Origin of the sequence: Nocardiopsis sp. NPDC007018 (assembly GCF_040635075.1) — a bacterium.
Classification (GTDB): domain Bacteria; phylum Actinomycetota; class Actinomycetes; order Streptosporangiales; family Streptosporangiaceae; genus Nocardiopsis.
This window is the reverse complement of sequence record NZ_JBEYHA010000006.1, coordinates 48767-63053: the sequence shown is the minus strand read 5'-3', so window position 1 is coordinate 63053 and position 14287 is coordinate 48767. Positions and strand designations below refer to the sequence as shown.

General features: G+C 74.3%; 10 protein-coding genes. 5 read left to right on the top strand and 5 right to left on the bottom strand.

The features are described from left to right. The first annotated feature begins 352 nt into the window (after positions 1 to 352). From ABZ635_RS04665 to ABZ635_RS04645, 5 genes are all read left to right on the top strand, one after another. Entirely contained in the window at positions 353 to 1579 is a 1227-nt protein-coding gene (locus ABZ635_RS04665; RefSeq protein ID WP_357758899.1) for an amidohydrolase family protein, read from the top strand. Positions 1580 to 1716: 137 nt separating this feature from the next. Further along, positions 1717 to 2835 (top strand): alanine dehydrogenase, encoded by a 1119-nt coding sequence (gene ald / locus ABZ635_RS04660; protein ID WP_357758897.1) that lies wholly within the window; start codon positions 1717 to 1719, stop codon positions 2833 to 2835. Between the two features lie 239 nt (positions 2836 to 3074). Continuing rightward, positions 3075 to 4199: an enolase C-terminal domain-like protein gene (locus tag ABZ635_RS04655; protein WP_357758894.1), complete on the top strand. Its 1125-nt coding sequence runs from the start codon at positions 3075 to 3077 to the stop codon at positions 4197 to 4199. Positions 4200 to 4272: 73 nt separating this feature from the next. Continuing rightward, a complete protein-coding gene (locus ABZ635_RS04650; protein WP_357758892.1) occupies positions 4273 to 4728 on the top strand; it encodes a MaoC family dehydratase in 456 nt (151 codons plus the stop codon). A gap of 28 nt (positions 4729 to 4756) precedes the next feature. Then, positions 4757 to 5200 (top strand): VOC family protein, encoded by a 444-nt coding sequence (locus tag ABZ635_RS04645; RefSeq protein ID WP_357758889.1) that lies wholly within the window; start codon positions 4757 to 4759, stop codon positions 5198 to 5200. A 17-nt stretch (positions 5201 to 5217) separates the two neighbouring features. Here the strand turns inward: ABZ635_RS04645 and ABZ635_RS04640 are convergent, their stop codons facing one another. The 5 genes from ABZ635_RS04640 to ABZ635_RS04620 all read right to left on the bottom strand — a co-directional run bounded on the left by ABZ635_RS04640 (position 5218) and on the right by ABZ635_RS04620 (position 14077). Then, complete coding sequence (locus ABZ635_RS04640) at positions 5218 to 6960, bottom strand: glycosyltransferase (protein ID WP_357758886.1); 1743 nt, start codon at positions 6958 to 6960, stop codon at positions 5218 to 5220. Continuing rightward, entirely contained in the window at positions 6957 to 8957 is a 2001-nt protein-coding gene (locus ABZ635_RS04635; RefSeq protein WP_357758883.1) for a glycosyl transferase family 2, read from the bottom strand. Before ABZ635_RS04635 ends, ABZ635_RS04640 begins: the two co-directional genes overlap by 4 nt. Positions 8958 to 9175: 218 nt before the next feature. Then, the gene (locus ABZ635_RS04630; RefSeq protein ID WP_357758881.1) at positions 9176 to 10852 is read right to left on the bottom strand and encodes a glycosyltransferase family A protein; all 1677 of its coding nucleotides are present in this window, start codon (positions 10850 to 10852) and stop codon (positions 9176 to 9178) included. Next, positions 10849 to 12888 carry a glycosyl transferase family 2 gene (locus ABZ635_RS04625; protein ID WP_357758878.1) on the bottom strand — a complete coding sequence of 680 codons (2040 nt, stop codon included), beginning with the start codon at positions 12886 to 12888 and terminating at the stop codon, positions 10849 to 10851. Before ABZ635_RS04625 ends, ABZ635_RS04630 begins: the two co-directional genes overlap by 4 nt. Before the next feature lie 154 nt (positions 12889 to 13042). Beyond that, positions 13043 to 14077 (bottom strand): class I SAM-dependent methyltransferase, encoded by a 1035-nt coding sequence (locus ABZ635_RS04620; protein WP_357758875.1) that lies wholly within the window; start codon positions 14075 to 14077, stop codon positions 13043 to 13045. Between the last annotated feature and the right edge of the window lie 210 nt (positions 14078 to 14287).

Below are 14287 nucleotides of genomic sequence, written 5' to 3'. Positions count from 1 at the left end.
CGGTTTGCAGGTCAGGGCCCCGGCCGCACCGGTCTTGCGCACCTTGCCGTCCTTCGGGCTCCGGCGGGGACCTGGCGCGGAGGGACACCTCGACCAAGGTTAGTCCGTTTACTACACAGTGTCGGACTTGGGTCCGTCCGCCCACCCCCTAGTGCCGGAAATCCCCGCCGGGTTCGGCACGGGGCCCGCAAGAAGTGACGTTTCCCCCTTCGTCGGAGGGCCTTCGCGATACGCTCGACATCCCTACAGGAGGTCACGGACCACCCCCTCGCGCCCGTCACCTTGCACCGCCGCGCCCCCTCCGCGGCTCCCAGATCGACGACGACAGAGAAGCGCACGAAGGGGGAGGGCGATGCCCGAGTTCGACAGTGTCATCCGTTCCACGCGAACGGTGGTCCCCGGGGGGATCAGGCCGGTCAGCGTGGGAGTTCGCGACGGCCGTATCGAGGCGGTCCGCCCCTACTCGGCGGCGATGTCGGCCGGTGAAGTGGTCGACCTCGGCGACACGGCCCTGTTGCCCGGCGCGGTCGACCTCGGTACCGGCGTGCACGCCCCCGGGGAGGAGCTGACGGAGTCCTACCGGCTGATGGGCGAGGCGGCGCTGCGCGGCGGCGTCACCTGCGCGGTGGTCGCGCCCGCCCCCGGCCGTCCGGCGATCACCTGCGCCGACTCCCTCCAGGTGCACCAGCGAGCGGCGGCGGGGGCCGGGGTCTCGGTGTTCTTCCTGGGCGGGGTCACGCACGGCACGAGTCCGCTGGACCTGACAGACCTGCACGCGGGCGGGGTGGTGGCCTTCCAGGGGTCGTTGTCGGACGGCGGCGCCCCGGACATGGCCGCGCTGGGCGACGCGCGCCTACGCAAGACCATGGCGGAGATCGCCACCCTGAACGGCCTGCTGCTGGTGCACGCCGAGGACGCGCGCGAGCTGGGCTCGCCGCCGGTGTCGGCGGACCAGCGGCCGCCCCGGGCCGAGCGGCGGGGGCTCGAACGGGTGATCGCGGCGGCGCGGGTGGCGGGGGCGCGTACGCACGTGGCGCCGTTCACCGCCGCCGAGTGCGCCGCCCTGCTGGCCGCGGCCGGGTCGGTGGGGGTGGGGCTGACCGCGCACACCTGCCCGCACTACCTGTGTCTGCCCTCGGAGTTCCCGGGGCCGGGGTCCGCGGTGCACGGGTGCCGTCCGCCGTTGCGGTCGGACGCCAACCGCAAGGCGTTGTGGAGTTCGCTGCTGGAGCCCGACTCCCCGATCCGGACGGTGGGTTCGGGGCACCTGCCCGCGATCGGGCTGTACACCCTGGAGTGGAGCCTGTCGGCGCTGTGGACGGCGGCGCGCAGGCGCGGCCGGTCGTTGGCCGACCTGGCGCGGTGGACCGCCCAGGAGCCGGCGGACCTCGTGGGGCTGAGCGGCCGGGGGCGTGTGGAGGAGGGGTACGACGCCGATCTGGTGGCCTTCGAGGACCAGGTGACCGTCGCGGTGCCGCACCAGGACCCGAGCCCCTACGCGGGGATGCGTCTGACCGGTCGGGTGCGGCGGACCTGGGTGGCGGGGCGCGCGTCCCGCTCCGGGCCGCATCAGCGCTAGACCCGTGTCACACCACACACATCGGGCTTACAGCCTGTCAACATGGCAGTGCAGGGCCATGCACGTTGGCGATGGTGTGAGCACGCCCTCGCAGGTCACAGTGGAAGGTGTCAATGGCGATACCAGTTGGAGGAACCGTGCGCATCGGTGTGCCCCGTGAGATCAAGAACCACGAGTACCGGGTGGCGATCACCCCGGCGGGAGTCCACGAACTGACCCGCCGTGGTCACGAGGTCTACGTCGAACACGACGCCGGTGCGGGGTCCTCGATCACCAACGAGGAGTACGCCGCGGCCGGGGCCACCGTCCTGGGCACCGCCGACGAGGTGTGGGCCACCGGCGACCTGATCCTCAAGGTCAAGGAGCCCGTCCCCACCGAGTACCACCGGATGCGCGAGGGCCAGACCCTCTTCACGTACCTGCACCTGGCCGCCTCCCGCGAGTGCACGGACGCGCTCCTGGAGCGCGGGGTCACCGGTATCGCCTACGAGACCGTGCAGCTGCCCGACGGTTCGCTCCCGCTGCTCGCCCCCATGTCCGAGGTGGCCGGGCGGTTGGCCCCGCAGGTGGGCTCGGTGACCCTCCAGCGCCCCAACGGCGGGCGGGGCGTGCTGATGGGCGGGGTCCCGGGGGTACGCCCGGCCAACGTCACCGTGATCGGCGCCGGGGTGTCCGGGCTCAACGCGACCCAGATCGCCGTGGGCATGGGCGCGAACGTGACCGTGCTCGACCTCAACGTCAACAAGTTGCGCCACGTGGACGCGCTGTACCGGGGCCAGGTCAAGACGGTGGTCTCCAACGCCTTCGAGCTCGAGCTGTCGGTGCTGGAGTCCGACATGGTGATCGGCGCGGTCCTGGTGCCCGGTGCGAAGGCGCCCAAGCTCGTCACGAACGAGCTGGTCTCGCGGATGCGCCCGGGCGCGGTGCTGGTCGACATCGCGATCGACCAGGGCGGGTGCTTCGAGGACTCGCGGCCCACCACGCACGACGACCCGACCTTCGCCGTGCACGACACCGTGTTCTACTGCGTGGCCAACATGCCGGGCGCGGTGCCCAACACCTCCACGCACGCCCTGACCAAGGACACCCTGGCGTACACGGTGGCCCTGGCGGACAAGGGGTGGAAGCAGGCCCTGCGGGACGACGCCGCCCTGGCGGAGGGTCTCAACACCTTCGGCGGGGAGCTGGTGTACGCCCCGGTCGCCGAGGCGCACGGGCTCAAGTACCGCTCGCTCTCGGAGGTCCTGGCCTCCTAGGGGCGCCACGGGAGCGCGGGAACACGGGGGTCGTCCGTTCGGGCGGCCCCTCCTCGGTGTGACCGGCCCGACGCGCCGCCGACCGTCCCGCCCCGAACCCGTCCCACCTGGGGTCACCGGTCGCATTCGTGCCTCGTCACGGGGTGGTCGGGCCGCGACGGCGGGGGTACCGTCGAGGGGTGGCCCCTCCGGTGGCGGGGCCCGTGACCGGGGCCCGAGCACATGAGGTGGGGACTGTAGTGACACACACCGGAGCGGTAACGGTGACCCGGATCGTCGAGCTCGAACTCGTGCGGTTGCGGCCTTCGCTGGCCGGGCGCGGTTCCGACGGTTCCGTTCCGGTGCTGGTCCGGGTGTCCGACGGCCGGGTGAGCGGCTGGGGCGAGGTGGCCCGGGCCACCGCCGAGCAGTGGGAGGGGCTCGCCCGCGACTACGCTCCGGCGCTGCTGGAGCACGCCTGGCGCCGCCCGACCGAGGTGGCCGACGCCTTCGCCGACCTGCCCTGGGACCCGGCCCTGACCGGGGCCCTGGACACCGCGTGCTGGGACCTGTGGAGCCGTCAGCGCTCCACGCCGCTGGCCCACGCGCTGGGTGGTGAGCGCACCGCCCTCACGGCGGGGGCGACCCTGCCCCGGCAGTCGACCCTGGAGTCGGTGGTCACCGAGGTGAACCGCCGGGTGGGTGCGGGCTTCCGGCGGATCAGGCTGGAGGTCGAGCCGGGGTGGGACACCGACGTGGTGCGTGCGGTGCAGTCCAGCTTCCCGTTCCTGGTGCTCCAGGTGGACGCGGGCGGACGGTACACGGAGTCGCCCTCGGACCTGGACGCCCTGCGGTCGTTGGACGCGTTGGGGCTGCTCACCATCGAGGACCCCTTCGCCGCCGGTGACCTGGGCGCGCACGCGCGCCTGTCGGCCGAACTGCGCACGCCGGTGGCCCTGTACCGGTCGTTGTCGTCGGTGGAGGACCTGCGCGAGGCGATCCTGGCGGAGGCGGGCCGCGCGGTGAGCGTGGACCCGGCCCGGTTGGGCGGGCTGACGGCCGCTCGACGCGCGGTCGACCGGGCCGTCGACGCCGGTTGGCAGGTGTGGTGCGGGTCCTCGGCCGTGACGGGGGTGGGGCGCGCGGCGACGGTCGCGCTGGCCTCGCTGGCGGGGGCGACCCTGCCGGTGGAGGTGCGGGGATCGGGCGGGCGCGGCCGTGACCTGGTGGTTCCGCCGGTGCGTGCGCACGACGGGGTGGTGCCGGTGCCGTTGGCCGAGAGCGGTCTGGGGCACGACGTGGACCGGGCGGCGCTGTCGGGGTACACGTCCCGGACGGTGGTCGTGGGCCACGGGACGCATTCGGCGCCGGAGACCTCCCCATAACCGAACGCCGTTAGGTACCCTTGCGGCACCGAGTCCGGACCCGGTGTCGGACCCCGACGCACGTGGAGGCGCGGTGCGCGTGTTCGCCGACGTCCAGGAGGTCGTCGCCGCCCAGGGTGAACCCCTGGGCCGGACCGACTGGCTGACCATCACCCAGGACCGCGTCGACCTGTTCGCCGACGCGACCGACGACCACCAGTGGATTCACCAGGACGCGGAGCGTGCCGCCCGGGGCCCCTTCGGCGCCACCATCGCGCACGGTTACCTGTCGCTGTCGCTGCTGGCCCACTTCTCCCAGAGCCTGATCTCCCTCACCCGCAAGCCGAGCATGTCCATCAACTACGGGCTCGACCGGGTGCGCTTCCTCCAACCGGTCACCGTGGGGTCGCGGGTGCGCGACGCCGTCGTGCTGGGCGAGGTCCGCGAGACGCCCAAGGGGTACCTGGTCGCCACCGAGCACACCGTGGAGATCGAGAACCGCGACCGCCCCGCCCTCGTCGCCACCGCCCTCGGCCTGTGGGTTCCCTAGCCCGGGCGGAACGGCCTACCATCTTGGCGTGTCCGTACCTCCACCGCGCCTGACCGTGGTCACCCTCGGCGCGCGGGACCTACCGTCGCTGCGCCGGTTCTACCAGGCCCTCGGCTGGGAGGAACTGTCCTCCGGCTCCGACGACTGGACGGGGTTCCTCCTGGGCGGGGTCCTGCTCTCCCTGTTCCCCGTGGGGGAACTGGCCGCCGAGGCCGCCGAGGGCGAGGTCCCCGCCTCGGCGGGCTGGTCCGGATTCACCCTCGCGTGCAACGTCGACACCCCCGGGCAGGTCGACGAGGCGTTCGCCGCCGCCGTGCGGGCGGGCGCCCGGGCGGTGGCCGAACCCGCGCCCCGGCCCTGGGGCGGGAGGTCGGCCTACGTCGCCGACCCCGAGGGCAACCGCTGGGAGATCGCCTGGGCCCCGGGCGCGCGGTTCGACGCCCGGGGCTCGCTCACGTCCTTCGGCGACTGACCGACCGGTTCCGGGCCCTACCGGGCCACACGGCGCAGCGCCCGGCGGACCAGCCCCGGGGTGAACCAGCGCAGTTTGCGCTCGGCCCGCTCGGCCCGGCGGCGCATGCGATCGCTCCGGGCCCGGGCCTGCTCCAGGTCGGCGCGGAGCCGCGCCACGTCCGGAGCGTCGGCCTCCTCCGGTGAAGCGGCCATCGGGGCCTCCAGCCGGGCCTCCTCCTCGTCCGAGGCGCGGACCAGGTCGGTCGCGGGCATCCAGTGGATGCCGTGGACCTCCTCCACCAGCCGGTCCAGCTCCCGCCCGGACGCCTCCGGGTCGAGGTGGCGGGCCCGCGCGAACGCGGCGGTGCGCTCCAGGCGCACCATGCCCTCCTCCGCGGTGAGCGCGCCCGGCATGGGCGCGCACAGCAGGCCCACCGCATGGGTGTCGCAGGCGTGCACCATCTCCGCGACGGCCCTCGGGTAGAGTTCGGCGCCCGCCTCCAGGTACAGCCGGTGCGGTACGCGCGGGTCCGTGCCCGGCTCGCTCTCGACGAACCGCACACGCGGGTCGCCCCGGAAGGTCTCGTGCGCCAGCCTCAGGTCGAGGTCGTCCTCCTCCAGCGGCGAACGGCGCTCATCCCGCAACCGCCCCCACGGGCCCACCATCCACAGGCGCAGGTCCGGCGTCGTACCGGTCAGCAGCGCGGCGGCGGTGGCGTCGACCTCCTCCAGGGTGTGCCCGGCCACGTCGAGCACGACGTCGACCAGCGGCACCTCCCACAGACGCTCGGCGCGTTTGCGGCGCAGGTGGAAGTCGGGCACCCGGTTGGCCACGTAGGGCATCCGGTAGCGCGTCCCGGCGTCCCTCTTCTCCTGCATCTGCGAACGACCCAGGTGCCAACTGCTGGTCTCCTGGTCCGGAACGAACACCGCGCCCCGTTGGGCCACCCGGTGGCCGAACTCGCTGTCGCCGCCCAGGATCATCTCCGGGTCCAGGCCGCCCGCCGCGTCGAACAGGCTCCGGTGCAGCGACCCGGTCGCCCCCACGTACACCTTGAACGCCTCGTGGTGGGCCGAACGCAACCGGTCGTGGCGGTCGATGAACCGCTCCACCCAGTGCGGGTCGGCGCCCTCCCGGTCGAACAACAACTCGGCGCGCCCGGCGGCCACCTCGTCCCGCACGTACTCCGGGGTCATCGCCGCCGGGTCGAAGTCCACGAACATCTTGTGGCCCATCACCACGGCGTAGTCCACCACGTGGTGCCAGCGCATCTGCGACTCCACGTGTTCGCGGTAGACGAGCATGTCGGCGTCCAGACGCAGCACCACCCGCCCCGTGGAGGCGGCCACGCCGGTGTTGACCGCGTGTCCCGAACCCCAGCCGCCCGGCGCCGAGGTGATCAGCCGCGTGTTCTCCGGACGCACCTCCGGCAGGGTGAGCGGAACGGGCGATCCGTCGTCCACCACGACCACCTCCATCAGGTGCGCCGGGTAGCTCTGCGCGGCCAGCGACGCCAGCACCAACGCCAGCTTCTCGGGGTGGCCGTGCGCGGGGATCACCACGCTCACCGACAGCGTCGGCGTCCACTCCCCCAGCGGCGCCGGCTCCAGTCGCGCGTAGTCGTTGCGGAACACCAGGGGCTGGCCCTGCGGCGCCGTGTACCGATCCGCTTCGGTCCGCCGCCGCTCCCGCCCCTGTTCCGGGACCATCCCGACCCGGACCCGGGTGTCGGCCCGGGTCTCCGGGCCGCGTTTGGAGACGTTGTCCGCACTGGTCACGACTGTCCTCCCGTGTACTCGGTGGTCCGGAGCAGGGTCCGCGCGGGACCGGACTCCGGCCGGCCCAACGGCGCGGGTTCACCCTCCAGCAGCGAGCTCGGCCGCCAGCCGGACCACTGCCGGGTGCTCCTGCGGAGGAAATAGCCCATGTCGGCACCCCAGGTGTGTCCCTGTCCGGCCCGGCGCAGCAGGTAGCCGAGGCCGTGGGTGCGGTAGATCCGACCACTGTGGCGGCGGACCGCGAGGAGGAGCTGGCTGTCGATCGCCCGGGGCAGCGGGCGGAAGCCGCCGACGTCGCGCAGCACGGAGCGGTCGACGACGATCGTGCTGCCCACCACGTCCGGGGACGGCTTCTCCGTCTGGTAGCTCCGCCACACGGTGAGGTCGAGCTCCTCCAGGTACACCAGGTCCTGGGTGACGCCGACCAGGTCGGCGCAGGAGTAGGCGCGGGCCATCACCATGTCGGCGAGGTGCTCGGGGCCGTACCAGTCGTCGTCGTCCCACTTGGCCACGACACTGCCGGACGTGCGGTCGACCGCGTCGTTCAGGACGGCGCCGAACACCCGGTCGGCCGGGGCCTCGTACACGGTGATCGGGATGCCGGTCGCGGCGAACTCCGCCACGGCGGGCCCGACCTCGGGGTGGCCCGCGGAGAACCCGTGCAGGGCCAGGACCAGCTCGAACCGCACCCCGCGCTGACGGGCCACCTGGGCCAGCGCGAACCCCACCAGTTCCGGACGGCGGGTGCACAGCATCACCGACACCAGCGGGTCGGGCGGTACCGGGACCCCGGCGCGTTCGGCCAGCGCCCGCCATCGGGCCCGCTGCCCGTGGGCGCGCAGCGCGGCGCGCCGCAGACGCACGCTGTGCTCCTCCCGGCTGAGCGGGTCGGCCAGCTCGGTCGCGTCCAGGCGGGTCAGCGTGGCGGTGAGCTCCGGTCCCAGCGCCGCCGCCCAGTCGGGAACCGGCCCGCTGACCACGGGCACCCCGGCGGCGGCCAGCGCGACCACGGCCCGCACCACGGCGACCGGTCGCGCGTGCCCGGACCAGTCGACCCGTACCCCGCGCAGGTAGCGGACCCGGCCCACGTCCAGGTCGGTGACGGTGCCGTCCTCGGGGACGGTGGCCAGGACCTTCTCCCCCTCACGGAGGACGGTGCGGCCGCCCCGGGCGGACAGGTCACCCAGGGGTCCGCCGGCCTTCTTCGTGAAGCCCACGGGGTTGACGCACTGTTCGTCGATCGGGGCGAGGGACGTGACGGGGTCGGACACGTCGGCGCGGGCCCCCACGGCCGGTACGTCGAGGTGGGGGACGACGGCGTCCTCCCACAGCGGCGGCTGCCTGTCGCCCGCGCGGACCACGAGGTCGGACACGGGCGAGACCCGGCGCAGCGGCACGGGTCCGGTGGCGCTCACCCCGGTGGCGGCCGTGTCACCGGGGCGCCACCGCGCCGCGCCCACACCCTGCACCCCCGCCAGCGGGGTGGCCCGGCCTCCGCGACGGCCCCCGGTGGTGCCGTGCACCACGCAGTCGAGGGCCTGGCCGGTCTCGACGGAGTTGGGGAAGAACAGCTCGCAGATCCAGCCGCGCTTGCCCACACGGCGCACGCGCGACTCGAGGAGGTCGTTCCACTCGTCGATGCCCGGCGGGCCGGGGACGAGCGGCCCGTGGTGGCCCGGGGTGTCGACGACCACCGTGACGAGGTGGACGGTGCGCGGCAGGGCCTGGACGGTGACCAGGTGGCGGCGCAGGTCGGTGAGGCTGGCCGCCACGACGGCGACGAGCCCGACCGCGTCCGGCTGGTCCTGACCGCCCACCCCGGCGATCGCGAACGGTTCGCCGAGGGGGTGGTGGTCGAGGTCGACGCGCAGGTCGCCGGGGCGCAGCCGTAGTCCGGAGAGCGCCTTCAGGGTCGACTCGCGGTCCCCGGTGTGGCAGAGGACGGCCGGTTCGTCGCCGCGCGTGCGCAGCGCCTGGCGTAGGACGGAGTGGATCATCGGGCGACCCCGGGGTTCGGAGTGGGCTGGAGGTGCGAACCGGCCCTGACCGGCCACACCGCCCCACCCTAGCCACTCCCGTCACACACGGTGACTTACCGTCACGGCGTGTCCGTCACGGGGACAGAACCACCCCTGCCACTGGGGTCCGGCCCCGTGAGCCGGACCCACGGCCCGGCCGCGACTCCGGCCCCCGCGGCCGTGGCCGGTGGTTCCGATCAGCGGGCCAGCCTGCGCAGCACCCTCCGGGTGAGACCGGGGGTGAACCAGCGCAGCTTGCGCTCGGCCCGTTCAGCCCGCGCGCGGAGCCGGTCGGCCTCGGCCAGGGCCCGGTCCAGACGGTTCCGGACCACCTCGGGACGGTCCTCGGACACCTCCTCGGCGCCGGGGTCGACCACGAACGGCTCCCCCGGAATCCAGTGAGTGCCGCAGGTCAGCTCCACCACGCGGTCCAGGTCCGTGCCGGTCGCCCCCGGTTCCAGGTGCAGGGCGCGGGCGAAGGCGGAGGCCCGCTCCAGGCGCAGGACCCCGTCGCTCCGCGTGGCCCCGGGCAGTGGGGCGCAGAGCAGACCGGCGCCCTCCCTGTCGATCTCCTTGACCAGGTCCCGCAGGGCGTCCGGGGAGGGGGCCGTCCCGGCGCTCACGGTGAGCCGGAAGGTCACCCGGGGGTCGCGTTGGGGGGCGTCGGCCACGAACCGCACGCGCGGGTCGCCCCGGAAGGTCTCGCGGACCAGGCGCAGGTCCAGGTGCTCCTCGTCGAGCGGGGAACGGCGGTCCTCGTCCAACGAGTCCCAGGGCCCCACGAGCCACAGGCGCAGATCCGGCGTCGTACCGGACAACAGGGCGGCCGCGGTGGCGTCGACCTCCTCCAGGGTGTGCCCGGCGGCGTCCAGTACGACGTCGACCAGCGGCACCTCCCACTGGCGCTCGGGGTGCTTGCGGCGCAGGTGGAAGTCGGGCACCCGGTTGGCGACGTACGGCATCCGGTAGCGGGTGCCCGCGTCGCGCCGCGTCTGCATCTGTGAGCGTCCCAGGTGCCAACTGCTGGTGTCGAGGTCGGGAACGAACACGGCGCCGCTCTGGGCCACCCGGTAGGCGAACTCGGTGTCGCCGCCCAGGACCAGCGCGGCGTCCAGGCCGCCCGCCGTCTCGAACAGGCTCCGGTGCAGCGACCCGGTGGCGCCGACGAACACCTTGTAGGCGAGGCGTCCGGCGGTGCGCAGCCGGTCGTTCTTGTTGATGAGCCGCTCCACCCAGTGCGGGTCGGCGCCCTCCCGGTCGAACAACAGCTCGGCGCGCCCGGCGGCGACCTCGTCCCGCACGTGTGCGGGGGTCATCGCGGCCGGGTCGAAGTCCACGAACATCTTGTGACCGAGGGCGACCCCGTAGTCGATCTGGTGGTGCCAGCGCATCTGCGACTCCACGTGTTCGCGGTAGACGAGCATGTCGGCGTCCAGACGCAGCACCACCCGCCCCGAGGAGGCCGCGACACCGGTGTTGACCGCGTGGGCCGAGCCCCAGCCGCCGGGCGCCGAGGTGATCAGCCGCGTGTTCTCCGGACGCACCTCCGGCAGGGTCAGGGGCTCGGGCGATCCGTCGTCCACCACGACCACCTCCATCAGGTGCGCCGGGTAGCTCTGGGCCGCCAGCGACGCCAGCACCAACGCCAGCTTCTCGGGGTGGCCGTGCGCGGGAATCACCACGCTCACCGACAGCGTCGGCGTCCACTCCCCCAGCGCGGGCGGGGTGAGCGGGGCGTAGTCGTTGCGGCGCAGCCGGGGCTGGCCGCCGAAGTCCACCGCGCCTCGGGGCAGCGGTTCCCCGGGCACGATCGCCGGACCCGTGTCGGAGACCGGGCCCACGGCCGGGGCGGCGTGTTCTTCGGTACTGGTCAAGGGTGTCCCCCCGTGTGCTGTGTGGTACCGACCGGCCGTCCGTCGTCGGCTCCGCTCCCCAGCGGGGCGGGCTCGCCCTCCAGGAGGGAGCTGGGCCGCCAGCCGGACCACTGTCGGGCGTAGTTGTGCAGGAAGTAGGCCATGTCCTCGGACCAGGTGTGGCCGCCGCCGGTGCGGCGCAGCACGTAGCCCAGCCCGTGGGTGCGGTGGACGCGGCCGCCCCCACGGGTGACGGCGATGAGCAGCTGGGTGTCGATGGCGCGGGGCAGCGGGCGGAACCCGCCGGTCTCCTCCAGCACCACGCGGTCGGTGAGGATCGTGCCACCGGCGATGAACCGGGTGGCGGTCTCCGACTCCCGGCTGCGCCAGACCATGAGGTCGATCTCCTGGAGGAAGACGAAGTCCTGGCCGGTACCGACCAGTTCGGCCCCCGAGTAGGTGCGGGCCAGGACCAGGTCGGCCAGGTGTTCGGGGCCGTACCAGTCGTCGTCGTCCCACTTGGCGAGGAGGTCGCCGGACGCCAGGGCGACGGAGTCGTTGAGGACGGCGCCGAAGACCCGGTCGGCGGGCGCCTCGTGCACGACCAGGGGCAGGTCGGTGGCCCGGTAGGCGTCGACGGCGGCCCGCACCCGGGGCAGCGAGGCGGGGAAGCCGTGCAGGGTGAGGACGGTCTCCACGTTCACGCCGCGCTGGCGGGCGATCTGGGCCAGGGCGAAGCCCACCATGTCGGGACGGCGGGTGCACAGGATGACCGACACCCGGGGCGCCGGAGGCACGGGGACTCCGGCCTCGGCTGCCAGGGCCCGCCAGCGGGAGCGCTGTCCGTGGGTGTACAGGGCGGCGCGGCGCAGGCGGACGCTGTACTCCTCGCGGGCCAGCCGGTCGGAGAGGTCGGCCTCGGCGGCGGAGCCGAGCAGCGCGGTGAGCGGCGCTCCGAGCCCGGCCGCCCAGGCGGGGACCGGGCCGCTGACGAGCGGCACGCCCCCGGCCGCCAGGGACGCCACCGCGCGCACGGCCGCGTGCGGGCCGCTGTGACCGGACCAGTCCACCCGCACCCCGCGCAGGTGGCGCAGGCGGGACAGGTCGACGTCCGTGACGGTGCCGTCCGGGGCGACCGTGACGAGGTCCTTCCGGCCGTCCGCGACCACGGCGGAGTCGCCGCGCAGGGTGAGGTCTCCCAAGGGGCCCTTCTCGGCCTTGGTGAACCCGGTGGGGTTGACGGTGGTCTCGTCGACGGGCGCGACGTGGTGGACGGGGTCGGCGCCGGGCCGGTCGGTGACCAGGAGTGGGGAGCGGCCCGCCCGGTCGTGGCCGTGCGGTCCGGTCAGCGCCTCCCAGGAGTCGGTGCCGGTGGTGGCGCGGTCCAGGACGGGCACGTTCGCGTCGGTCCAGTCGGGGGGTGCGTCGGGGCCGTGCGCGCGCAGGGCCAGGTCGCCGACCGGGGTGACCCGGCGCAGCGGCACCGGCCCCTCGGCGGACACGCCGTGGGCGCCGGTGTCGCCGGGCCGCCACAGCGCCGCCTCGACACCGTTGAGGGCGGCCGACGGGGCGACGGCCGGGCCGCGCCGACGGCCGCGTGTGCCGTGGAAGACCGCGTCCAGGACCGGTGCGGACTCGATGGCGTTGGGGAAGAACAGTTCGCACACCCAGCCCCGGCTGCCCACCCTGCGCACCCGCAGTTCCTGGAGGTCGCGCCACTGCCCCAGGCCCGGCCCGACGGGCACCGGGGGTTCCTGGTGGCCGGGTGTGGCGACCAGGGCCGCCACCAGGTGCACGGCGCGCGGCAGGTGCACGGCGTTGGTGAGGGCCCGGTGGAGGTCGGTGGTGGTGGCCGCGACCAGCGCCACCAGACCGGCCACCGGGTCGTCGTCGAGGACGGGTGCGCCGAGGGGGTGGGCGTCGAGGTCGAGGACGAGGTCGCCGGGGGCGGTGGGCAGCCCGGTCAGCTCGGCGCGGGTGTTCGCGCCCGCGTGGCACAGCACGGCCGGTTCCTTGCCGCGAGCGCGCAGGGCGTGACGAAGGACGGTGGTGATCATCGGGTGGCCTTCGAGGTCGGGCGGCGGCTGGGGGCGGGCTGCCGGCGGTGTCGGAGCGGGAGGGAACGCTACGTGGGGCGGTACGGGCAGGAGGGCGGATCGGTAGGCGGTGCTCGAAGGGGCCGCCGCCAACGGGCCGGGGACGGTGTCGGGCTCAGGGGCTCCGGCGGGTGAACACGTGGGCGCCCTTCTCCAGTGGCTCCTCGGCGCGCAGCAGGCCGAACTCGCGGACCCAGCGCTCGCCCAGGGCCCTCTCGTCCGGCCGGTCGGCGTCGTCCAGGACCACCACGGCGTCGTCGGTCAGGCGCGGCAGCAGCGCGGGGACCGCCGGGTACCGGGCCTGCGCGCCGGTGGCCTGGGGCGGACCGTCCACGAACAGCAGGCCGACGCGGTCCAGGTCGTCCAGGCGCGAGAGGTCGTACCACAGCGGCCGGGACTCGTCCGGGCCGTCGGACGCCTGCCCGGCCAGATCCGGCTCGGCCTCCGTCAGCGGGGCGTACCGGACCTCCACGAGGTCGTCGAGGCCGTGCGCGGCCACCAGGTCGCGGCTGAGATCGGCGTAGCGTTCCTCGTGCTCGATCGCGACCAGGCGGCCCGTGCCCGCGCGGCGCAGCGCGTACCCGAGCCACACGCTGGAGGCGCCGCTGCCGCACTCCACCACGAGCTCGGGGCGGTGTCGGTCGATGAGCCGGACGAGCAGGCGGAGCACGTCCGGTGAGGCGGCCCAGCCGCGCAGCGGCGGCATGAACGGGGCGGCGTCCAGGTACGCGCGCAGTTCGGCCCAGGCCACCTGCTGTTCGTAGTCGTGGCGGCCCTGCACGGTGACGGCGCGCTGGATCTCCCGGCTGACCCGGGGAAGCGCGTGGTCCTGGAGCCGGGTCAGCCGCTCGGCGACCCCGTCCAGGGACCGGGTGATCTCCAGGCGGTCCCGGCCGAGCGCCTCGGTGACCCCGCGCGCGCTCCCGGCGACCGCGACCGACAGGGCGCGCACGGAGCCGCGCAGCGACCACAGGGCCAGGCCGAGCACGCACACCAGACCGCCGAGCAGGAGCACGGCGGTGGCGATCACCGCCTCCGCCCAGTCAAGGACCCCCAGGGCGCCCGCCACGGTCGGGAGGGCGAGCGCGGCCGGGCCGAGGACGGCGCCGATCGCCAGGAGGAGTGTGGCTCGGCGGCGGAGCGTGCGCAAGGGGACCTCCACGGGGGTCGCGCGGCAGCGGGTTTTCGGGGGCGTTCCGGGATGAGGGGAGAAAAAGCCCCGGACACTTTCGACACTAACTCCTCAAAGTGCCCGCATTGTTGCCCGCCGGGGAAATCGAAACCCGAAAGGGAATCAATTCCCCCGGCGTTCACCCATGGATCACCGGGGTTTCACGCCCGGACACTTCCGCGTCCGTTC

Excerpts from the sequence above, each read along its gene's own strand:
- ABZ635_RS04665 (WP_357758899.1), top strand. The coding sequence starts at position 353 with ATGCCCGAGTTCGACAGTGTCATCCGTTCCACGCGAACGGTGGTCCCC.
- ABZ635_RS04635 (WP_357758883.1), bottom strand. The coding sequence starts at position 8,957 with ATGATCCACTCCGTCCTACGCCAGGCGCTGCGCACGCGCGGCGACGAA.
- ABZ635_RS04625 (WP_357758878.1), bottom strand. The coding sequence starts at position 12,888 with ATGATCACCACCGTCCTTCGTCACGCCCTGCGCGCTCGCGGCAAGGAA.